This window comes from Caballeronia novacaledonica (assembly GCF_900258035.1).
Lineage (GTDB): Bacteria > Pseudomonadota > Gammaproteobacteria > Burkholderiales > Burkholderiaceae > Caballeronia > Caballeronia novacaledonica.
Genome location: NZ_OGTP01000042.1, coordinates 1 through 20,349 on the forward strand (window position 1 = coordinate 1; position 20,349 = coordinate 20,349).

Genomic DNA, 20,349 nt, shown 5'->3' on the forward strand with positions numbered 1-20,349 from the left:
TCCTTCAAACGAACCGCTTCTTCGACGGCGATTTCGTCGAACGGGTTCATCGACATCTTCACGTTGGCGATATCGACGCCCGTGTTATCCGACTTCACCCGGACCTTCACGTTGTAGTCGACCACGCGCTTGACTGGCACAAGTATCTTCAATTAAGTCTCCCGGTTCGTTTTGCGCAACACGCGTTCACGCCAGCGAAGCGCGCCCCAGTTTGATATATCGGGCGAGATGATGATCTTCATCGCCGAGTTGATGATCGATCATCACGAGTCGCTTGGCGTAGTGAGCGAGCGGCAGTTCCCACGTCATGCCGATCCCGCCGTGCATCTGAATGGACTCTTCCGCGACGCGCGCGCCGATGCGTCCGATCGAATACTTCGCCGCCGACAATGCGCGTTCACGCGCGACGCCCGATTCACCGACCGCCGCCGCCGCGTTGATCGCCGCCGAGCGCGCTTGTTCGATTTCGAGCAGAACATCGGCCATGCGATGCTGCAACGCCTGAAACGTGCCGATCGGCACGCCGAACTGCTTGCGCGTGCGCAGATATTCGAGCGTGTGTTCCTTGGCGACATCCATCGCGCCGACCGCTTCCGAAGCCAGCGCGACGAGGCCGTAACCGATCGCATGCGTGAGCACGGCGTAGCCGCCGCCTTCCGTGCCGACGAGCGCGTCGGCTTCGAGCTTCACGCCGTCGAGCGACACTTCGGCCGCGCGTCCGCCATCGATCTTGCGATAGCCGCGCAGCGTGACGCCCTTCGCATCACGCGGCACGACGAAGAGCGAAATGCCCGCTTCGTCCTGTTCGCCGCCCGACGTGCGCGCCGATACGAGCAACACATCCGCATGCTCGCCCAGTTGCACGACGCCCTTCGCGCCGTTCAGCACCCAGCCATCGCCGAGCCGCGCGGCGCGCGTACTGACGCGTGCGCGCTCGTAGTGCGAGCCGGGTTCGTCGTGCGCGAATGACGCGATCGTCGCGCCGTCGATCAACTTCGCGATGATCCCGCGCTGCTTCGCATTCCCGGCATGCGCGAGCGCGCGTCCGACGATCAGCGCATCGAGAAACGGTTCGACGACGAGCCCGCGTCCCAGCGCTTCGAACACGACGCTCACATCGAAGCCGTCGCCGCCGAAGCCGCCGGCCGCTTCATCGAAGAACGCGCCGATGATGCCGAGTTCGCAAAACCGCTGCCACATCTCGCGGCTGTACCCTTCCTCCGAGCGCGCGATCTTGTCCCGCGCATCGAACGCATATTGCTCGGCGATGAAGCGGTTCAGTGAATCCGCAAGCATCCGCCGGTCTTCCGTGTGCTGGAAATTCATCGTCGAATCCTTTAGAGCCCGAGCATCATCTTCGAGATGATGTTCTTCTGTATTTCGTTGGAGCCGCCGAAGATCGACAGCTTGCGATTGTTGAAGTACTGCGCGGCCGCGTTCGATGCTTCGTCGTCGCCATGGTCTTCGATGAATTGCTGCGCATACGGACCCATCGCGCGACGCATCAGCGACGAGATTTCCTGACGGATCTCGGTGCCGCGAATCTTGAGCATCGAGCTTTCCGCGCCCGGCGCGCCGCCGCCCGCCACCGCCGCGAGCACGCGCAGATTCGTCGTCTTCATGTTCTCCAGATCGATCTCGACACGCGCGAGCCGCGCGGCGAACATCGGATCGTCGATGAGCGCGCGGCCATTGCTTTGCAACGTGCTCGCCGCCGCTTTCAGGCGGCCCAGCGCCGCGACCGAGAAGCCCACGCCCGCGATGTTCGTGCGCTCGTACGTCAGCAAGTACTTCGCATAAGTCCAGCCCTTGTTCTCCTCGCCGACGATATTCGCGGCGGGCACGCGCACATCGGTGAAGAACACTTCGTTGACTTCGTGCTCGCCGTCGAGCGTGATGATCGGACGCACTTCGACGCCCGGCGTGTTCATGTCGATCAGCAGGAAGCTGATGCCTTCCTGCTTGCGCGTGTCCTGCGCCGTGCGCACGAGGCAGAAGATCATGTTCGCGTAGTGCGCGAGCGTGGTCCAGGTCTTCTGGCCATTGACGATGTAATACGGCTCGCCGTTCTCGATCGTGCGAACGGCTGTCGTGCGCACCGATGCCAGATCCGAGCCCGCGCCCGGTTCCGAGTAACCCTGACACCACCAGTCGGAGCCATCGAGAATGCGCGGCAGCCAGCGGCGCTTTTGCGCTTCGCTGCCGTACTTGATGAGCACCGGCCCGAGCATGTTCACACCGAACGGCACGATGCGCGGCGCGCCCGCAATCGCGCATTCGTTCTCGAAGATGAACTTCTGCACTGCGTTCCAGCCGGGGCCGCCGTACTCTTTCGGCCAGTGATTCGCGAGCCAGCCTTTCGCGTTGAGAATGGCGTGCCATTGCGCCATGTCGTCGCGCGTGAGGCGCGTGCCGGTGCGCGCTTTTTGCGCGATGTCGCCGGGCAGGGACGTGCGCAGGAAGTCGAGTACTTCGGTGCGAAACGCCTCTTCTTCTGCGGTGAATTTCAGATCCATGACTGCGGTTCCATGAAAAGATTGACGAAGCCCACGGCTCAATCGGCCTGATTGAGGCTCGCGAAGTTCTTGCCACGCGCGACGAGATCGACGATCAACGGCGACGCGCGCCAGAACAGCGGATCTTCCTTCGCGAATTCGCGGATATCGGTGAGAACGTTTTCCAGGCCGACGCTATCGGCGAAATGCATCGGGCCGCCGCGATAGCGCGGAAAGCCGAAGCCGTGCATCAGCGTGGCATCGACGTCGAGCGGACGCTGCGCGATACCTTCATGCACGATATTCGCACCTTCGTTGATCATCGCGGCCATGTAGCGGCGCACGATCTGCTCGTCGCTGAACGCGCGCGGCGTCACGCCCGCACGCTCGCGCTCGGCATCGATGATCGCTTCGACTTCCGCATCCGGTTTGCCGGCACGCGCGCCGCCTTCGTAGCGATAAAAGCCGCGTCCCGTCTTCTGACCGAACCAGCCGCGCTCGCACAACGCGTCGCTGACATGCACGTAGCGCGCCTTCGGATCGCGCGTCGCGGCGCGGCGTTTGCGCGCGGCCCAGCCGATATCGCCGCCAGCAAGATCGACGACCTGATACGGTCCCATCGGAAAGCCGAAATCGCGCACGGCGTTGTCGATCTGATACGGCGACGCGCCGTCTTCCATCAGATGATCCGCCGCCGTGCGATACACCGCCAGCATGCGATTGCCGATGAAGCCGTCGCACACGCCCGCGCGCACCGCGACCTTTTTGAGCTTCTTCGCGAGCTCGAAGCCGGTCGCGACGACATCGGCGGCGACGCGCGCGGGCACGACCACTTCGAGCAGCTTCATGATGTTCGCGGGCGAGAAAAAGTGCAGCCCGAGCACGTCTTGCGGGCGCGAGATGCTCGCCGCGATCTCGTCGATGTCGAGATAGGACGTGTTGGTCGCGAGCACCGCGCCGGGCTTGCACACGCGATCGAGTTGCGCGAACACCGCCTTCTTCACGGCCATGTCCTCGAATACGGCTTCGATGACGAGATCGGCATCGGCGAGCGCGTCGTAGGTCGTGTCGCCGTCGAAGCGTTGCAGCGCACGCGCCTTGATCTCCTGCGTGATGCGGCCCTTTTCGATCAGGCCGTCGTAGACCTTTTCGACGTGCGCGCGGCCGCGTTCCAGCGATGCGTCGTCGCGCTCGATCATCGTCACCGAGAGGCCCGCATCCAGCAGCGCGACGGCGATGCCCGCGCCCATCGTTCCGCCGCCGATCACGCCGATCCGGTCAAGCGCGCGCGGTTGCGCACCGCGCGTTTCCGGCGACTTCTGCGTCTCGCGCTCGGCGAAGAAAGCATGCACGAGCCCCGCGCGCTGCGGGCTCTCGCGGCATTCGAGGAATCGCTCGCGCTCGAAGCGCAGACCTTCGTCGAACGGCAGATTCAATGCCGCTTCCACGCAGTCGACGATCTTCAGCGGCGACAACAATCCCCGCGATTTCTTCTGCGTATCGGCGCGTGCGGCGGCGATGGCGGCGGCGCTGGCTTCCTTGTCGGCGAGACCGCGCGCGTTTTTCGTGCGGCGCGGCGCGGCGTGCGTCGCGATCAGTTCGTGCGCGTAAGCGAGGCCCTCGGCGAAGACGTCGTCGCTCTGGCCGACGCGATCGACGAGACCGAGGCGCAGCGCTTCCTGCGGGCCGACATGACGGCCGCTCAGCATCAGCGACAACGCGGCCTGCGCGCCGATCAGACGCGCCGTGCGCTGCGTGCCGCCCGCGCCGGGCAAAAGGCCCAGTTGCACTTCCGGCAGACCGAGCTTCGCGCCCTCGACGGCGATCCGGTAATGCGACGCCAGCGCGATTTCGAGCCCGCCGCCGAGCGCCGCGCCATGAATCGCCGCGACGACCGGCTTGCCGCAAGCCTCGATGCGGTTGCAAACGTCGGGCAGCGAGGGCGGCACCGCGGGCTTGCCGAACTCGCGGATATCCGCGCCCGCGATGAAGTTGCGGCCCGCGCCCACGATCAGCACCGCGCGCACGGCGGCGTTCGCATCGGCGGATTCGATCGCGTCGATGAGACCGCGGCGCACGGCGGCGTTGAGCGCGTTGACGGGCGCGTGATCGATCGTCACGACCAGGACGCTGCCGCGCAATGCGGGTTGGACGGCTGCGGCTTCGGGCGCGCTCGAAAGCGTCATGAGTGACATCTCCTGTTCTGTAGTTTGCTGACTGGCGTGGAAGCATTCTCGCGGGGACAAGCTTCCTTGACAATTACAGAGGCAATTGACAGACTGTCAAATCGCATTTGACAATCGGATGGGCCGTGGACGTCAACGAACTCACGCTGCTGGTCGAAATACTCGACGCGGGCAATCTCAGCGAAGCGGCACGCCGCCTGAAAATGAGCCGCGCCAATGTCAGCTATCACCTGAATCAACTGGAGAAGTCGGTCGGCTTGCAGCTCGTGCGGCGGACCACGCGCCGTGTCGAGCCGACCGAACTCGGCCTCGAACTGTACGAGCATGGCCGCTCGATCCAGAACGCGTTGCTCGCGGCGCAGGAATCGGTGTCGACGCTCGGGCTGAGATTGCAGGGCCGCGTGCGGCTATCGGTGCCGAGCGGCTATGGGCAACTCGTGATGTCGGAATGGCTGATCGCGTTCAAGCGCGAGTATCCGGATATCGTGCTCGACGTGATGTTCGAAAATCGCGTCGAAGATCTGCTGCGCGATGAAGTCGATATCGCCGTGCGCGTGATGCCCGAGCCGCCGCCGAGTCTCGTCGCGCGGGACATGGGGCCGGTGCGGTATGTCGCGTGCGCGTCGTCCGCCTATGCCGCCGCGCACGGCATGCCGACGCGGCTCGAAGAGCTGGGCGTCGCGCCGGTGATCACGGCATCGGTCGTCGGCAAGCAGACGCGCGTCGCCGCTTATCTGAACGACGAGCGGCACGAAGTGCTGCTGGAGCCCAGCGTGATCTCGGAGAACTTCCTGTTTCTGCGCGATGCGATTCTTGCAGGACTGGGCGTCGGCATCGTGCCGGACTACGTCGTGGCGGAAGACATGCGGCGCGGCGAGGTCGTCACTGCGCTCGACGAATGGCGGCTCAGCATCTTCGGCACGCACATGTACATGCTGTACATGCCGAACCGGCATCACACGCGCGCGACGCTGGCGTTCATCGAGTTCATGCTCGATCGGGCGCGGAAAGCGGGGCGCGGGCGGCTTGCGCCGGGCACACGTTGAAGAAAGGCACGCGCGGTCGATTCTTTTGCTGCCGCATCACCCATGCCGCTTGCGCTCCGCGAACCACACCGCCGCCGACATCAGCGCGATACCCGCCATCTGCACGCCACTCAGACGCTGATCGAACACGATCCAGTCGATGACGATCGCCACCGCCGGATAGACAAACTGGAACACCGCGATACGCGCGGTATCGAGCCGCGCCATGCCGATATACATCAGCGTGTAAGCGAGGCCCGTGTGGATCAGCCCAAGGCCCGCCAGCCACGCCCACGACACGCCCCATGCGGGCCAGCCATGCTGCATCGGCCAGACCCACAGCAGCATCGTGCCGACGGCGCACTGCCACCACGCGAGAATGCCGGCGGGCATGTCGCGCAGACGTTTCGCGATGATCGTCACGCACGCCATGCACAGCGAGCCCGCCAGGCACGCGGCGACGCCCATCCAGTATCCCGGTCGCAGCGCGCCGCTCGCCGTGTGCTCGGCGATGCCCGTCGCCAGCACGAGTCCGCACATCGCGAGCGAAACGGCGGCGACGCGCTGCCCGCCGATCGCTTCTTTCAGCCACAACGAGGCGAACAGGAGCACCCACATCGGCTGAACGTGGAACAGCACGATCGCGACGCCCGCCGATATCCGCTCGACCGCACCGAAGAACAAGGCCCAGCTCAGCACCATCAGCAGGCTGGCAATCAATACCCACGGCGCGCTGGCTCGCGTGAGAAGTAGAAAGCGCGCTTGCCGGCGAACGATCACCCACGCGCTCATCCCTAATAGCCCGAACGCGCAGCGGAACCACGTCGCGGTCAGCGGATCGGCTTGGGCTTCGTGCAGAAAAACGCCTATCGTGCCGAGCAGCGCGCAGCCCGCAAGAAACGGCCAGGCGCCTGCCGCTCGGCGCGCTTCGCCATCCGTAACGAAAGATAAGGGATTCGTGTTCATGGCCGCAGTGTGTGCCGCAAGCCATCGAACGAAAAGCGCATAATTCGAACGTCATCCATTCGATTTTCGAAAGCCTGCTCACGCCGATGAAACACTACGATTTGCAAACGGACTGGCTCAAGTGCTTCGTCGCCGTCGTCGATGCGGGTTCGCTGTCGAGCGCGGCCAGTGAAGTCCACCGCTCGCAATCGGCGGTGAGCATGCAGTTGAAGAAGCTGGAAAGCGCGCTGGGGCTGCGACTCGTCGAGCGCGGCTCGCGCACGCTCGCATTGACGCACGACGGACAGACGCTGCTCGGCTACGCGCGCCGCATTCTCGACTTGCACGCCGAAGCGCAGGTCGCGCTTCAGGGCGAGCAGCTCACCGGCCGCGTGCGGCTCGGCGTACCCGACGACTACGCGGCGAAGTATCTGACGCCCGTGCTCAAGCGCTTTGCGCCGCGGCATAGCGGCGTCGAAATCGAACTGATCTGCGAGCAATCGACATCGCTCATTCCGCGTGTCGCGAATGGCGAACTCGACCTCGCGCTCGTGTCACGCGACAACGGGCGACGCGGCTCGCTGCTCTTTCATGAGCCGATGGTCTGGGTCGGCGCAACCCAGTTCGAATTATGGCGGCGCGATCCGTTGCCGATCGCCGTGTACGAGAGCACGAGCCTCGCGCGGCGCAGCGCGATTCATTCGCTCGCGCAACAGGGCCGTCGATACAAGGTGGTCTACAACAGTTCGAGTCTCGCCGGGCAGATCGCCGCCGTCGAAAGCGGCCTGGCCGTGGCGGCGCTGACACAATGCAGCGCGCCGGAACATCTGCGGATTCTGGGCCGCGAAGAAGGACTCGGGCCGCTCGAACCGATGGAAGTCGCCGTGTACCGCAGCCGCGATTCGCGCGGCTCGAAAGCCGTCGACAGCCTGCACAGCCTGCTCGTGAAGACGCTGCGGCAATCGGCGTCAGTCTGATCGGCGCCGATGCGACGCGATCCCTTCGATCTCGACGAGCAGATCGGCGCGGCAGATATCGACCTTCAAATAGCGCACGCTCGCATGTGAATCGAAGGTCGCCTGCGCCAGCTTCGTCACGCGCGGCAAGTCCGCCGAATGCCGGTAGTAGACCTTGATCTGGTCGAGATCGTGCAGCGTGTAGCCGCTACGCAGACCTTGCGCTTCGAGATTTTCCGCGCCGATCAGATGCGCGATATTGTCCGTCGCGACGCTCCACTGCCGGTCGAGATCGCCTTCATGCACGGTCTCGTGCCCGAGAATGCTCGCGGTGCCGGATACGAACAGCGTGTCGTGCAATTGCGTGCCGCGCGCGAAGCTCGGCGACTTCGGGCCATAGCGCTGCGGATATTCATACGCGGGCGTCTGACGCGAGTTCTCGATATGCCGCACCGTACTTTCACGGCACGCGAGAAAGCAGAAGCCGACGCCATCGCCCCAAGTGCCGATGCCCGTCGCCGCCGGCATGCCCGACGCGTTCGCATAGTCCTGTTCGAACGCGACGGCGCGTCCGCGACAGAAATCGCGATACACCTCCAGCCCTTCGTCATTCGCACCGTTGATGTGGGGAATGAAGTTCCACATGCGGAAGATCTTCGCGAAGTTCAGTTCCCCGGCGAGCGCGAACGCATCGCCATAGGCATGGCGCGTGGCGTCGGTGTATCGATCGGAAACGGGGATGAAACCCGCGCAAAACAGGAACTCGTCGTTATGCGCGAAGACGAGACCGTTGACGCTTCCGCTGCGGATCGGTCCGGCGCTCGTCCATATTTCAGCGAAGCCGTCGCGCGCTTCGCCATACATCTTCAGACGCAGCGTGGGCACGCCGTTCTCGATGCCCGGCGGGCCGCTCGTATCGCCGAAGACGATGCGCGCGAGCGCATCGGCATCGTATATCGCGTCGGGATCGATGAAGCGGGACTCGATCGCTGCGGTCATCGATTATTCGTCGGGCTCGTCGCCGAACAGATCCGCGGTCGCGACGCGATCCTGCAAAGGCGGCAATGCGCCGCTCCTCACTTGTTCGAGGACGGCCGGCGGCAGCCAGGTCTCTTCCATGGCGGCGATGCCGTTCTCGATCATCTGTTGAAGGAAGAACGATTGCTTGCGCCCCGTTACTTCCGCCAGGAGTCGCAGCCGTTGCTCGAATTGTGGATCGACCCGCACTGCGACCACCTTCAACTTGTTTTCGGCGGTCCTTCTCACTGCATGCTCCTGTCACGTTCGTTGCGCGCCGCCAGCGGGCGCGCGCATGCGGTGCTTATACCACAGCTCGACTACCAGACGATCCGGCTTCGCGCTCTGCACGACCGTGCGAGGCGTCGACAGAGGTGCGTGCTACCATCGAAACGCGTGTTCTGCATCCGTCCGGCGAGGCCCGCGCCGGCGCTCGCGCGCGCCTCATATAGCGTCATGAACGAATCAGAAGAACACGCCGGACTCGGCGCCGCCGAGCCCTTGCCTTCCCTTCCCCCGCTCGACTTTCGCGCCGCGCGCAGGCGGCTCTTCGCTGCGCTTGTCGCGTCCATTGTGATTCCGCTCGCGTTCTTCTGCTTGTACGGCTACTACACGTATGAACGCGCGCTCAGCGAAACGGGACAATCGCTCGAACGGATGGTGCGCGTCATCGACGAAAGAGCGAACACCGTCTTCAGCATCAATCACGAGTTGATCGTGCGCATCGAGGACATGCTCGGCAATGGCGACGAAAACTTCATCGCGCGCAGCGAGCCCGAACTGCACGACGCGCTCGCACGTCTTGCGCAAAGCCACGCGCAGATCGCCGCGCTGTCCGTGCTCGACAGTCGCGGCAGGCTCATCCTCAGCAGCCGCTTTTTTCCGGCACCGAATGTGTCCATCGGCGATCGCGCCGATTTCATCGCGGCGCGCGACACGCATGCGACGTTCCACGTCTCCATGCCCGAGCGCGGGCGCGTGAAGAACACCGACATCATCAATACGCTGAGCGCGCGCTTTGCGAAAGACGGGCGCTTTCTCGGCGAGATTGCGATCGCGGTGCGGCGCGATTATCTGATCGACTTCTATCGCGAACTCGCCGCGAGCGATCCCGCGCTCACGCTCGCACTGCATCGCGACGACGGCGCCGTGCTCGCGCGTTATCCGCCCGCGTCCGTCGCCAATCCGCCCGATCGTCATCTCGTGCTCGCCGAAGCCTTCGTGCAAGGCAAGTCCACGGGCCTCATGCGTTATATATCGCCGCTCGATAACGACGAAAAGCTTGCGGCGTGGCGGCGTGTCGGCGGCTTTCCGGTCTATGCGGCCGCGGGCTTTGCGATCCACGACATACGCGTCGCATGGTGGCGGCGCGACGTATCGATCGCGTCGATCGGGCTGATTCCGTGCATCGCGTTGTGGCTGCTGATCGGCTTCTCGCTGCGCCGCCTGCAAGCCGAAGAAGCGGCGTGGCACAACTGGCGCGGCGAGCTTGCGCTGCGCCGCTCGGCCATCGCCGCGACGAGGCGATTGCAGCGCATGGGCGCGCTCGGCAATCTGGTCGCGAACGTCGCGCACGACTTCAACAACCTGCTGATGGTCGTCACGGCCAACATGGAAATGGCGCGGCGCAAGGGCTTCAATAACCTCGAGAAGGAAGTCACCGCCGTCGAACGCGCATCGAACAATGCGCAATCGCTCGCGCGGCGTCTCTTGAGCGTCGCGCGCCGTCAGCCGTTGCAGACGCAAGTCATTCGGCTCGATCGATGGATGACGGAATCCGAGCCGCTCGTGCGCGCGTCGGTGGGCGACAAGGTGACGTTCGGCACGCGCGTGCCGGATGCGACGTGGCCCGTGCGCGTCGATGCGACCGAGCTGACATCGGCGCTCATCAACATCGCCGTGAATGCGAAAGACGCCATGCCCAATGGCGGCGACTTCCAGATCGCCTGCAGCAACGTGCGCTATGCGCAGACGCACGATGGTCTCGGTGCCGGCGAATATGTCGTGATCTCGTGCAGGGACAGCGGCATGGGCATGCGGCCCGAGGTCGCGAGACAGGCGTTCGAGCCGCTTTTCACGACCAAGGGCGCGGGCGCCGGCACGGGTCTCGGCCTCGCGCAAGTGCTGGCGATGGCCGAGCAGGCCGGCGGTACCGCGCGCGCGAATTCGGCGTGGGGCTTCGGTACGACCATCGACATCTATCTGCCGCACTGGACAGGCGAAACCGAAGCGCTCGCGGATGCGCCGCCCGTCGAGACTATCGAACGCCCTGCGCTTTCCACGACCGTGCTGCTCGTGGAAGACAACGAAGAAGTCGCGGCGGGCCTGTGCGCGGTGCTCGACGTGCTCGGCTGGCAGACACGCCACGCGGCATCCGGCGACGCCGCCAAGCAGATGCTCGAAGCGGGCAACGCGTTCGATCTCGTGCTTTCCGATATCCAGATGCCCGGCAACTACGACGGCATCAAGCTCGCGGAATGGATCAAGGCGACGCGCCCGAAGCAGCCGGTCACGCTGATGACAGGCTATGCCGATCAGCTCGACGAAGCGCGCCGCACAGGCTTCGCGATTCTCGCGAAGCCGTTCAACATCGACGATCTGCAGCGGTTGCTCAACGGTCTCTCGATGCGCGCGGCGAAGTGAATTCCCTTTGCACATCCACAGCTATTCAAAGCAGCGATTCGTTCTGAAGCATTGATGAAATGATCGGTTTGTGACGGCCACGCTCGCGGTGAAGATGAACGTTATTTTTCACGGAGTATCGATCTTGTCTCGATTCAATTCATCGCGCGGGCCACGAGTGGTCGGCATCGGCGGCACGACGCGGCCTCAATCATCGACCGAACGGGCACTCGCATTCGCATTGCGCGGCGCGCAGGAAAGCGGCGCGAGCGTGCAACGCTTCGGCGGCGCGTTTCTGCACAGCCTGCCGCACTATGCACCGGAATCGCGAGAACTGACCGACGAGCAACACGAACTCATCGAAGCCGTGCGCGCGGCCGATGCGCTCATCATCGCGACGCCTGGCTATCACGGCGGCATCTCGGGCCTCGTCAAAAACGCGCTCGATACGCTGGAAGAACTGCGGCTCGACGAGCGTCCTTATCTCGACGGACGCGCGGTCGGCAGCATCGTCACCGCGTATGGATGGCAGGCGGCGGGCACGGTGCTCACGTCGCTGCGCTCGATCGTGCACGCATTGCGCGGCTGGCCGACCCCTTTCGGCGCGACGATCAATACGCTGGAAACGCGCTTCGAATCAGCCGATACCTGCTCCGATCCGAAGGTCGTCGAGCAACTGCGCATCGTGGGGCGGCAGGCGTCGAGTTTCGCACTGGCGTTCGGTGCGACGCGAGCGAATGAGTATCGCGACGTGGAACTCGCGCCGCATTGAATCGCGGATGCCTCGTTTCAGTGCAGCGGCGATTCGCCGGGCAACTGAAATGCATCGACGGTATAGCCCATGTTGAAATAGCCCGCGCGGGCATAGGCGGAAATGTGCTCGAGTTGTTCCGCGCGCGTGGTTTCGCTGGCGGCGTGCGCTTCTTTCGTGAAACGCTTACACGCACGCCCCGCCGGCGTAGACAGCGCCTGCCAATAGTGAGTCAGGAAGTGCGGCATGGCTCGCCTCCTCGATGCACGAATAGCTCAACTCTAGGCTGTCAAAAACGATTGGGCAAACAAGGTTTACTGCAATGCATTGCAGCGGCATCGGGTTGATTTGAACTCACTCCGTCCCGTCCAGAATGGGATGCGACTGCCCCGCTATCGGCCGCCCGCGATTATCGGTCGGCACCAGTTGCGTCTGAAACGCGACGAAGAGCGCCTGAAACTTGCCATCCACTTCGACCATCACCGCGCCGTCCTGAAACACGCCGTTCTCGTTCGAATGGTCCTTGATATGGCTTCCCTTGCCCGGCTTCGGATTGCCCTGATTCATGTGCGTTTCGTGCAGCCCGTCTTTCCCCGGTTCGAACAGAAAGCCGAAGCCATACACGGTGACTTCTTTCACGGGCTTCCATCCAAGGCGATCGTCGCTATAACCCGGCGTCTTGTAGACGTAATCGACACCGCTCGCCGACATATCGAGCTGCAGCATCTCGTTGAGAAGCGCGTTGATATCGTTGTGCTCGTCCTTGGTATCGAGCGGAATCGGACGCATCGCGCTCAGATCGAGAAGGCGCTTGTCGTGCACGTAATCGAGCTTCGGGAAATTCGATGTGGCGATACCCGCAGGCAATCTGGCGAGATCGGCGATCATCGGATGATCGAAATATTGATTCCACAGATACAGCACGAGATAGCCGGCCGGTCCGGTCAGCGAGCTATCCGATTTCACATTGGTGACGATATTGAACGGCTTGCCATTCGCGTCTTCACCGACGATCACATAATGCGGATCGCCCTTGTAATTCTGGAGGTAGGGAACGCCCAGCCTGACCGCGCCTTTGAAAAGAACGTATTCGTTACGCGCCATGATGCTGCTCCGTGAAGTGAGCGATCATTTGATGCGACAAGTGTGACATTCCTGCGATCGATACGCGACACAGGTCAACACTTCTGCCCCAAAACGATGCACGACCCGGCGGAGCATGTCTTGCTGAATATGCAATAGGGAATGCCGCTGTCTTTGAGCGCTCCACAACAAAAGAGCTGTTGGGTACACTAACACCCGCCCGCAGGACGCACCTGCACATTCACACATACAGCCACAAATATTTCGGAGTCGGTTTGAGGAAGCGAGCCACGGTCATCTGTCGAAAGGGCAACCGGATATTGCTGGTTGCACGACGTCGCACCAAATGGGCCCTGCCCGGCGGCATGCTCAAACGCGGCGAGCATATGCCGGACGCCGCGCTGCGCGAACTCAAGGAGGAAACGCGCATCGCAGGGAAATCGGCAAAATTTTTGTTTCATCATCGTGGGCGGCAGAAACATCATCACGTCTTCTTTTGTGATGTGCCGAAAAGCGCAAAGCCGCGCGCGAGCAACGAAATATCACGTTGCCGCTGGGTCCACGTTGCGGAAATCCCACGGCTCGCCACCAGTGCGCCGACCAAGTTGATCGTCAAGGCGCTCGCCGACGAAAAGCGCAAGCGCTGACAACGAAGCCTCAGACGCCCCGCTGTTTCGCGTCGCCGTACACGACGCGCACCGCGGGCACGAACCACGCGAGACACAAGCCGACGAACGCTGCCATCGCGGCCACGACAAGCCCGACGTGAATCGATGCGACGAGCGCCATGCGCGCGGAGTGCATCATCGCGTCGCCCGGCTGGCCCGCGGCCACGAGACGTTCGATCAGCGCCGACTGTTCCGCACGATCGATCAGCAAATCCGGGCTCGCGAACGACTTGAGCCACTGCGTCGCCTGATACGAATCCAGCGGACGATGCACGTTGCGCGCATAGAAATGCCCGAGCAGCGCGCCCGTGATCGCCGTGCCGAGCATGCCGCCGAAAATCCGCAGCGATTGCAGCAATGCCGTGACCGCGCCGATCTGATCGCGCGCGACGATCTGCTGCGAGCAGATCGTGAGATTCGTCGCGACGAGCCCGAGGCCGAGTCCGCTCGCACCCATGCACGCCATCCACAGCGAATGCGGCTCATGGCCGTTGAGCGACACGAGCGCGAGGCAGCCCACCACGCACAGCGCGAAGCCCGCATACATCAGCACGTTCGCACGCGGAATGCGCGTGACGATGCGATTGTTGAGCATGCTGCCGACCGTCGTGCCGAGCAAGAGCGGCGTGATCAGCATGCCCGAATCGTGCGGCGACATGCCGTAGCCGCCCTGGAACAGCAGCGGAATGTAGAAGGCCATCGAAAAGAGCGCGAAGCCGCCGAGCACGGAGATCGCGAATAGCGCGCCGAGCTTGCGGTCGAAGAGCACATCGACGGGCACGACCGGATAGCCCATGCGCCTTTCCCAGAAGTACAGCGTCGCGCCGAACACGAGCGTAACCAGCGCGAGCACGATCGTCAGGCCGCTCAGGCCTTCTTTCGGCAGCAGTTCGATCAGCAGTTGCAAAGCGCCGAGCGTCACCGCAACGACGCACGCGCCGAGCCAGTCGAGCTGAATTCGTCCGCCCCCTTCAGATGATGCAGATTCGGCACGAACAACAACACGAACATCAGCGACACGATGCCGCTGGGCACGTTGACGAAGAACACGAGCCGCCAGCCGCGCATCTGCGTGAGCATGCCGCCGAGCGTCGGGCCGATCACGTTCGCGATACCGAATGTCGACGTGACGAGCACGAGCCAGCGCAGACGCAGCTTCGGATCGGGAAAGAGATCGGCGACGGCGGCGAACACCGTGCCGAGCAGAATGCCGCCGCCGATGCCCTGCACGCCGCGCGCGATCACGAGGAACAACATGCTGTTCGCGAAGCCGCAGAGCACGGAGGCCAGCGTGAACAGCACGATGGCCGCGAGCAGAAACGGCTTGCGGCCGTACAGGTCGCCGAGCCGCCCGAAAATCGGAATCGTGATGACGGACGCGAGCATGTAGGACGTCGCGACCCACGCGTACAGATCGAAGCCCTTCAGTTCGGCGACGATGCGCGGCATCGCGGTGCCGACGATGGTCTGGTCGAGCGCAACCAGCATCGTGACGAAGGCGATGCCGAGCATCGCGAGCAGCGATTCGCGAAACGGCAGGCGCTGCCGCTCCGGATCGTGAACGTCGATGAACGAGTTCATGACGTGCGCGAGCACGCGCGTTCGCACGTGCTCGCGGGCGCGAGCTTACTGCCCGCCTTCCTGAATCGTCAGAACATTCTTCACGGACGTGACGCCGCTCACGCCTTTCGCGATCGACGCGGCCTTGTCGATCGACTCGGCGTCGGCGGCGTGCCCGGCAAGCGTGATCGCGCCGTTCTTCGCGATCACGTTGATGCCGTTCAATTCGACGCCGCCTTTCTGCAGCGCCTGCGACACCTTTTTGCTGAGCGCGCGGTTGGCCTTGCGGGCCGCCGACTTCGAGCTTCCGGCGCTCGCCGACGGCGTCGTGGACTGGGTTGCGCCCGCATCGCTGCTTTGGGACCACACGTTGACGGAAAAGGCAATCGCCGATGCAACGGCGGCAAGTCTGAGCGCATTGATCGTTTTCATGGCTTGGCTCCAGGTTGGCTTGATTGGCTTGATTGACCAGGGTGGCACGAAGGCACGATGCATTCTAGTCGCGGCTTCGCCATATCGCAGGGAATTGGGCCATTCATTTCGAGAACGCACGCAATTCCGCCGGCGACAGGAAAAAATCGCCGTTGTTGGCGAGCTTCGCGACCATGAAGTCGATGAACGTTCGCACTCGAAGCGGCTGCTCCGTCCGATGACGATAGTAGATGTAGATCGATTCGCGCTGCGTCACATGCCGCGTGAGCAAGGGCACGAGCCGCCCTTCGCGGATAGGCGCGACCGCCGAAAAACTCCCGAGCTGACCGATTGCGAGACCGGCGAGCACCGCGTCGGTTTCGGCATCGATATCGTTCGCGCAGAGCGTCGCCGCGACCTCGCGATAAACGATCTCGTCGCCGATCATGAATTCCCACGGCGCCTGCTTGCCCGTGTTCGCGCGGCGATATCCGCTGCAACGATGCGACGAAAGTTCATCGACGGTACGCGGCGCGCCATGTCGCGCGATATACGCGGGCGTCGCGCACACGATCAGTTGAATCGGCACGAGACGGCGTGCGATCGCGCCGCCGGCGGGCGGCGAGCCGCCGCGCAATCCGACATCGGCGCGTTCCTCGACGAGATCGGTGAAATGGTCGTCGAAACGCACGTCGAGTTCGACGTCCGGATAAAGCGCCGCGAATTCCAGCACTGACGGCCACAACGCGCGCCCGAGCGCTTTCGGCGCGCTGATGCGCAACGGCCCGGCGATGTCTTCCTTCGCGCTGCGCGCATCCGCGATGGCGGACGTCAGCATCGCGAGCGCCGGCTCGGCATTCTGCAAAAGCCGTTGCCCTTCCTCGGTCAGAGACAACTTGCGCGTCGTGCGATGAAACAGGCGCACGCCGAGCGACTTTTCGAGCTGCATCACCGCGTGACTCGCGGCTTGCGGGGAAATCCCCTGATCAATGGCCGCACGCCGCAGATTGCCGAGCGTGGCGGCGCGCACGAAGATCGAAATCGCGCGGACCTCGTTCATGAAGCGCCTCGATTCGCAAATTCTAGTTGATTATCAGTCTAGCGTTCGACGGCTAGTTCGTGCGAATCGGAAATCTTATGCTTCGTTCACCTTCACCACCGACACAACGGAGCACATCATGAGCAACGCCATCCAGCAGCAATACAAGCGCGTCTGGTTCATCACGGGCGCATCGCGCGGCCTGGGCGCGCTGATCGCCCGCGCGGCGCTCGACGACGGCAACGCGGTCGTCGCCGCGGGACGCAATGTCGACGCGATCGTCGAACGGCTCGGCGAATCGCCCGCGCTGCTGCCGGTCGCGCTCGACGTCACGAACGAAACGCAGGCCAAGGCAGCCGTCGAAGCCGCCGTCGCGAAGTTCGGCCGCATCGACGTGCTGGTCAACAATGCGGGCTTCGGGCTGCTTGCGGCCATCGAGGAATCGAGCGACGCCGACGTGCGCCGCATGTTCGATACCAACGTGTTCGGCCTGCTCAACGTGACGCGCGCGGTGCTGCCCGTGATGCGCAGGCAGAAGCGCGGCCACGTGATGAACATGTCGTCGATCGGCGGTTATCGTTCGGCGGCGGGATTCGGCGTCTATTGCTCGACGAAGTTCGCGGTCGAAGGCATCACCGAAGCGCTGCATGCGGAAGTGCAGCCGCTCGGCATTCACGCGACCGTCGTCGAGCCGGGTTACTTTCGCACGGACTTTCTGGATGCATCGTCGCTTCTCGTCGGCAAGGAAATCATCGACGATTACGATGCGACGTCGGGCCACGTGCGGCGCTTCGCTGCCGGCATGAATCACAATCAGCCGGGCGATCCGCAGAAGCTCGCGACCGCGCTCGTCACGCTCGCCGATGCGCAAACGCCGCCGATGCGTCTCGCGCTCGGCACCGACACGCTGAAGGCGATCGCGGAGAAAAACGCATATGTCGCGGCGGAAACGGAAAGCTGGAAAGAACTGTCCGCCTCGACGGATTTTCCCGTTCGCACATAACACCGCGGGCATGAATCAGGTGAAACAAGGCTGGAGCGGCCCCCCCACGCAACTCGCACATGATTCGTGTGCTGCATCGGTGCCAATACTGGCTCAGGACTTGCCAGTCGTGCGGATCGAACGTGCAGTTGCGAGGAAGGCTGGATGCGCGCTGAAACGTGAGCGGCGCGACGGTGGGAGTCGCCATGGCTATTGGCTCCGGTCTGCTGGATCTCGATAGCGGTCTTGCACGATGCGACCGCCTGGAGACAACGATATCGGCGCGCGGCATGTCGCCCAATCCCTTACGGGACATTGAGTCTATGTTTTGCGGGGAATGTGGTGAATAAAAAAAACCGCTCCGAAGAGCGGCTCTTGTCCCTCGCGACCGGCGCGAACTCAGTCGTCGAGCAAGGACAGATCGCGCACTGCGCCCTTGTCCGCCGACATCACCAGTTTCGCGTACGCCTTCAGCGCCGCCGACACCTTGCGCGGGCGCTGCTTCGCGGGCTTCCAGCCCTTCGCGTTCTGCTCCTCGCGACGGTGCGCGAGTTCGTCGTCGGAGAGCAGCACGTCGATCGTGCGATTGGGAATGTCGATGCGAATGCGGTCGCCATTGCGCACGAGACCGATCGCGCCGCCCGCCGCCGCTTCCGGCGAACAATGGCCGATCGACAAGCCCGACGTGCCGCCCGAGAAGCGGCCATCCGTCAGCAGCGCGCACGCCTTGCCGAGACCCTTCGACTTGATGTAGCTCGTCGGATAGAGCATTTCCTGCATGCCGGGGCCGCCCTTCGGACCTTCATACCGGACGATGACGACGTCGCCGGCCTTGACCGTGTCGTTGAGAATGTTCTCCACGGCTTCGTCCTGCGATTCGGTGACATGCGCCGAGCCTTCGAACACGAGAATGCTTTCATCGACGCCCGCGGTCTTCACGACGCAGCCATCCAGCGCGATATTGCCTCGCAGCACCGCGAGGCCGCCTTCCTTCGAGAACGCATGTTCGTAGGAGCGGATGCAGCCTTCGGCGCGATCGGTGTCGAGACTCGGCCAGCGCGTGTTCTGGCTGAACGCGGTTTGCGTCGGAACGCCGGCGGGACCGGCCATGTAGAACGTCCTGACCGCTTCGTCTTCGGTGCGTTTGATGTCCCACTGATCGAGCGCGTCTTTCAGCGTGGGCGCATGCACGGTCGGCACGTCGGTGTGCAGCTTGCCCGCGCGATCCAGTTCGCCGAGGATCGCCATGATGCCGCCCGCGCGATGCACGTCTTCGATGTGGTACTTGTTCGTGTTGGGCGCGACCTTGCACAGTTGCGGCACGACGCGCGAGAGGCGGTCGATGTCCGTCATCGTGAAGTCGATCTCGGCTTCGCGCGCGATGGCCAGCAAGTGCAGGATGGTGTTGGTCGAGCCGCCCATTGCGATATCGAGCGTCATCGCGTTTTCGAAGGCCTTGAAGCCGACGGAGCGCGGCAGCACGCGCGACTCTTCCTGTTCGTAATAGCGCCGCGCCAGCTCGACGATGCCGCGTCCCGCGCGTTTGAACAACTGCTCGCGGTCGGCGTGCGTCGCGACGACGGTGCCGTTGCCCGGCAGCGAGAGGCCGAGCGCTTCGGTGAGGCAGTTCATCGAGTTGGCGGTGAACATGCCCGAGCACGAGCCGCATGTCGGACATGCGGAGCGTTCGACTTCGGCGACTTCGGCGTCGGAGTACGACGAATCGGCGGCGATCACCATTGCATCGACGAGATCGAGCTTTTTAAGTTCGATGGCCTTCGTCTTCGGATTCGCGAGGCGCGTCTTGCCGGCTTCCATCGGACCGCCGGACACGAAGATCACGGGAATGTTCAGGCGCATCGCGGCCATCAGCATGCCGGGGGTGATCTTGTCGCAGTTCGAGATGCAGACCATGGCGTCGGCGCAATGCGCGTTGACCATGTACTCGACCGAATCCGCGATGATGTCGCGGCTCGGCAGCGAATACAGCATGCCGTCGTGACCCATCGCGATACCGTCATCGACCGCGATGGTGTTGAACTCTTTCGCCACGCCGCCGGCGGTCTCGATCTCGCGCGCGACGAGCTGACCCAGGTCTTTCAGGTGAACGTGGCCCGGCACGAACTGGGTGAATGAATTGACGACGGCGATGATCGGCTTCGAGAAATCTTCGTCTTTCATGCCGGTGGCGCGCCACAACGAGCGCGCGCCCGCCATGTTGCGGCCGGTGGTGGAGGTTTTGGAACGGTATGTGGGCATCGTGGTTGCTGTTGGAATTTCGCGGAATGAAAGCGGGCCACGAGGGTAAAGGCCCTTGCGCGCCGGGGTCGGGAACCTTTTGGGTCGAGCGGGCGCGGCGTTTTGAATTATCACATACCCGCTTCGTCCAATTTACTTCGACTCGCCGCATATATCAGTGCGCGAAGCCAATCGTTAGCTATGCAATCACCTCACTGCACGGCGAAATCTCACGAATAAAAAAATGGCGCAACCCCTTTCGAGGCTGCGCCATTTCTTCGTTCGACCGGGCTATCAGACAGCGCGGCGCACCATCAATTCCTTGATCTTGCCGATCGCCTTGGTCGGATTGAGCCCCTTGGGGCACACGT

General features: G+C 63.3%; 17 protein-coding genes and 3 pseudogenes. 6 read left to right on the plus strand and 14 right to left on the minus strand.

Annotated features, from left to right (window positions below; genetic code table 11):
* The 4 genes and pseudogenes from NOV72_RS31030 to NOV72_RS31045 form a co-directional block, all read right to left on the minus strand.
* Positions 1-152 (minus strand): annotated as a pseudogene (locus tag NOV72_RS31030) (electron transfer flavoprotein subunit beta/FixA family protein); the annotation flags it as partial.
* Between the two features lie 34 nt (positions 153-186).
* A complete protein-coding gene (locus tag NOV72_RS31035) occupies positions 187-1,326 on the minus strand; it encodes an acyl-CoA dehydrogenase family protein (protein ID WP_106858336.1) in 1,140 nt (379 codons plus the stop codon).
* Positions 1,327-1,337: 11 nt separating this feature from the next.
* The gene (locus NOV72_RS31040; protein WP_106858337.1) at positions 1,338-2,516 is read right to left on the minus strand and encodes an acyl-CoA dehydrogenase family protein; all 1,179 of its coding nucleotides are present in this window, start codon (positions 2,514-2,516) and stop codon (positions 1,338-1,340) included.
* 38 nt (positions 2,517-2,554) lie between these two features.
* Complete coding sequence (locus tag NOV72_RS31045; protein WP_106858349.1) at positions 2,555-4,681, minus strand: 3-hydroxyacyl-CoA dehydrogenase NAD-binding domain-containing protein; 2,127 nt, start codon at positions 4,679-4,681, stop codon at positions 2,555-2,557.
* Between the two features lie 125 nt (positions 4,682-4,806).
* On the opposite strand from NOV72_RS31045, the gene NOV72_RS31050 reads away from it, so the two are divergent.
* The gene (locus tag NOV72_RS31050; RefSeq protein ID WP_106858338.1) at positions 4,807-5,727 is read left to right on the plus strand and encodes a LysR family transcriptional regulator; all 921 of its coding nucleotides are present in this window, start codon (positions 4,807-4,809) and stop codon (positions 5,725-5,727) included.
* 36 nt (positions 5,728-5,763) lie between these two features.
* On the opposite strand, the gene NOV72_RS31055 is transcribed toward NOV72_RS31050, so the two are convergent.
* Positions 5,764-6,672 (minus strand): DMT family transporter, encoded by a 909-nt coding sequence (locus NOV72_RS31055; protein ID WP_106858339.1) that lies wholly within the window; start codon positions 6,670-6,672, stop codon positions 5,764-5,766.
* Between the two features lie 86 nt (positions 6,673-6,758).
* On the opposite strand from NOV72_RS31055, the gene NOV72_RS31060 reads away from it, so the two are divergent.
* On the plus strand, positions 6,759-7,628 hold the full coding sequence (locus tag NOV72_RS31060) for a LysR family transcriptional regulator (protein WP_106858350.1): 870 nt from the start codon (positions 6,759-6,761) through the stop codon (positions 7,626-7,628).
* Here the strand turns inward: NOV72_RS31060 and NOV72_RS31065 are convergent.
* Together NOV72_RS31065 and NOV72_RS31070 are read right to left on the minus strand one after the other, a co-directional pair.
* On the minus strand, positions 7,620-8,606 hold the full coding sequence (locus NOV72_RS31065; protein ID WP_106858340.1) for an FkbO/Hyg5 family chorismatase: 987 nt from the start codon (positions 8,604-8,606) through the stop codon (positions 7,620-7,622). The genes NOV72_RS31060 and NOV72_RS31065 overlap by 9 nt on opposite strands.
* Positions 8,607-8,609: 3 nt before the next feature.
* Positions 8,610-8,873 (minus strand): hypothetical protein, encoded by a 264-nt coding sequence (locus NOV72_RS31070; protein WP_106858341.1) that lies wholly within the window; start codon positions 8,871-8,873, stop codon positions 8,610-8,612.
* A 207-nt stretch (positions 8,874-9,080) separates the two neighbouring features.
* On the opposite strand from NOV72_RS31070, the gene NOV72_RS31075 reads away from it, so the two are divergent.
* The gene (locus NOV72_RS31075) at positions 9,081-11,267 is read left to right on the plus strand and encodes a hybrid sensor histidine kinase/response regulator (RefSeq protein ID WP_106858351.1); all 2,187 of its coding nucleotides are present in this window, start codon (positions 9,081-9,083) and stop codon (positions 11,265-11,267) included.
* A gap of 94 nt (positions 11,268-11,361) precedes the next feature.
* Positions 11,362-12,018: an NADPH-dependent FMN reductase gene (locus NOV72_RS31080; RefSeq protein ID WP_425428809.1), complete on the plus strand. Its 657-nt coding sequence runs from the start codon at positions 11,362-11,364 to the stop codon at positions 12,016-12,018.
* 17 nt (positions 12,019-12,035) lie between these two features.
* Here the strand turns inward: NOV72_RS31080 and NOV72_RS31085 are convergent, their stop codons facing one another.
* Both NOV72_RS31085 and NOV72_RS31090 read right to left on the minus strand, forming a co-directional pair.
* Positions 12,036-12,245, minus strand: coding sequence for a hypothetical protein (locus NOV72_RS31085; protein WP_106858342.1), 210 nt, complete (start codon positions 12,243-12,245; stop codon positions 12,036-12,038).
* A gap of 106 nt (positions 12,246-12,351) precedes the next feature.
* Positions 12,352-13,101, minus strand: coding sequence for a DUF2278 family protein (locus NOV72_RS31090; RefSeq protein WP_181291206.1), 750 nt, complete (start codon positions 13,099-13,101; stop codon positions 12,352-12,354).
* Positions 13,102-13,355: 254 nt separating this feature from the next.
* Between NOV72_RS31090 and NOV72_RS31095 the strand changes: the two genes are divergently transcribed.
* A complete protein-coding gene (locus tag NOV72_RS31095; RefSeq protein WP_106858344.1) occupies positions 13,356-13,727 on the plus strand; it encodes an NUDIX hydrolase in 372 nt (123 codons plus the stop codon).
* Between the two features lie 10 nt (positions 13,728-13,737).
* Here the strand turns inward: NOV72_RS31095 and NOV72_RS31100 are convergent.
* From NOV72_RS31100 to NOV72_RS31110, 3 genes and pseudogenes are all read right to left on the minus strand, one after another.
* Positions 13,738-15,329 (minus strand): annotated as a pseudogene (locus tag NOV72_RS31100) (MFS transporter).
* A gap of 45 nt (positions 15,330-15,374) precedes the next feature.
* On the minus strand, positions 15,375-15,740 hold the full coding sequence (locus tag NOV72_RS31105; protein WP_106858345.1) for a BON domain-containing protein: 366 nt from the start codon (positions 15,738-15,740) through the stop codon (positions 15,375-15,377).
* 103 nt (positions 15,741-15,843) lie between these two features.
* Entirely contained in the window at positions 15,844-16,779 is a 936-nt protein-coding gene (locus NOV72_RS31110) for a LysR family transcriptional regulator (RefSeq protein ID WP_106858346.1), read from the minus strand.
* A gap of 118 nt (positions 16,780-16,897) precedes the next feature.
* Between NOV72_RS31110 and NOV72_RS31115 the strand changes: the two genes are divergently transcribed.
* Entirely contained in the window at positions 16,898-17,761 is an 864-nt protein-coding gene (locus tag NOV72_RS31115; protein ID WP_106858347.1) for an oxidoreductase, read from the plus strand.
* Between the two features lie 378 nt (positions 17,762-18,139).
* Here NOV72_RS31115 and ilvD read toward each other — a convergent pair whose 3' ends face one another.
* A complete protein-coding gene (gene ilvD, locus NOV72_RS31120; protein ID WP_106858348.1) occupies positions 18,140-19,999 on the minus strand; it encodes a dihydroxy-acid dehydratase in 1,860 nt (619 codons plus the stop codon).
* A 273-nt stretch (positions 20,000-20,272) separates the two neighbouring features.
* A pseudogene (gene sdhB, locus NOV72_RS31125) lies at positions 20,273-20,349 on the minus strand (succinate dehydrogenase iron-sulfur subunit); the annotation flags it as partial.

What these genes read in the sequence shown, in the direction of transcription:
- NOV72_RS31115 (WP_106858347.1), top strand. Translation starts at nt 16,898, where the DNA reads ATGAGCAACGCCATCCAGCAGCAATACAAGCGCGTCTGGTTCATCACG.
- NOV72_RS31060 (WP_106858350.1), top strand. Translation starts at nt 6,759, where the DNA reads ATGAAACACTACGATTTGCAAACGGACTGGCTCAAGTGCTTCGTCGCC.
- NOV72_RS31105 (WP_106858345.1), bottom strand. Translation starts at nt 15,740, where the DNA reads ATGAAAACGATCAATGCGCTCAGACTTGCCGCCGTTGCATCGGCGATT.
- NOV72_RS31055 (WP_106858339.1), bottom strand. Translation starts at nt 6,672, where the DNA reads ATGAACACGAATCCCTTATCTTTCGTTACGGATGGCGAAGCGCGCCGA.
- ilvD (WP_106858348.1), bottom strand. Translation starts at nt 19,999, where the DNA reads ATGCCCACATACCGTTCCAAAACCTCCACCACCGGCCGCAACATGGCG.
- NOV72_RS31085 (WP_106858342.1), bottom strand. Translation starts at nt 12,245, where the DNA reads ATGCCGCACTTCCTGACTCACTATTGGCAGGCGCTGTCTACGCCGGCG.
- NOV72_RS31090 (WP_181291206.1), bottom strand. Translation starts at nt 13,101, where the DNA reads ATGGCGCGTAACGAATACGTTCTTTTCAAAGGCGCGGTCAGGCTGGGC.
- NOV72_RS31065 (WP_106858340.1), bottom strand. Translation starts at nt 8,606, where the DNA reads ATGACCGCAGCGATCGAGTCCCGCTTCATCGATCCCGACGCGATATAC.
- NOV72_RS31080 (WP_425428809.1), top strand. Translation starts at nt 11,362, where the DNA reads ATGAACGTTATTTTTCACGGAGTATCGATCTTGTCTCGATTCAATTCA.
- NOV72_RS31075 (WP_106858351.1), top strand. Translation starts at nt 9,081, where the DNA reads ATGAACGAATCAGAAGAACACGCCGGACTCGGCGCCGCCGAGCCCTTG.
- NOV72_RS31035 (WP_106858336.1), bottom strand. Translation starts at nt 1,326, where the DNA reads ATGAATTTCCAGCACACGGAAGACCGGCGGATGCTTGCGGATTCACTG.
- NOV72_RS31045 (WP_106858349.1), bottom strand. Translation starts at nt 4,681, where the DNA reads ATGACGCTTTCGAGCGCGCCCGAAGCCGCAGCCGTCCAACCCGCATTG.
- NOV72_RS31110 (WP_106858346.1), bottom strand. Translation starts at nt 16,779, where the DNA reads ATGAACGAGGTCCGCGCGATTTCGATCTTCGTGCGCGCCGCCACGCTC.
- NOV72_RS31040 (WP_106858337.1), bottom strand. Translation starts at nt 2,516, where the DNA reads ATGGATCTGAAATTCACCGCAGAAGAAGAGGCGTTTCGCACCGAAGTA.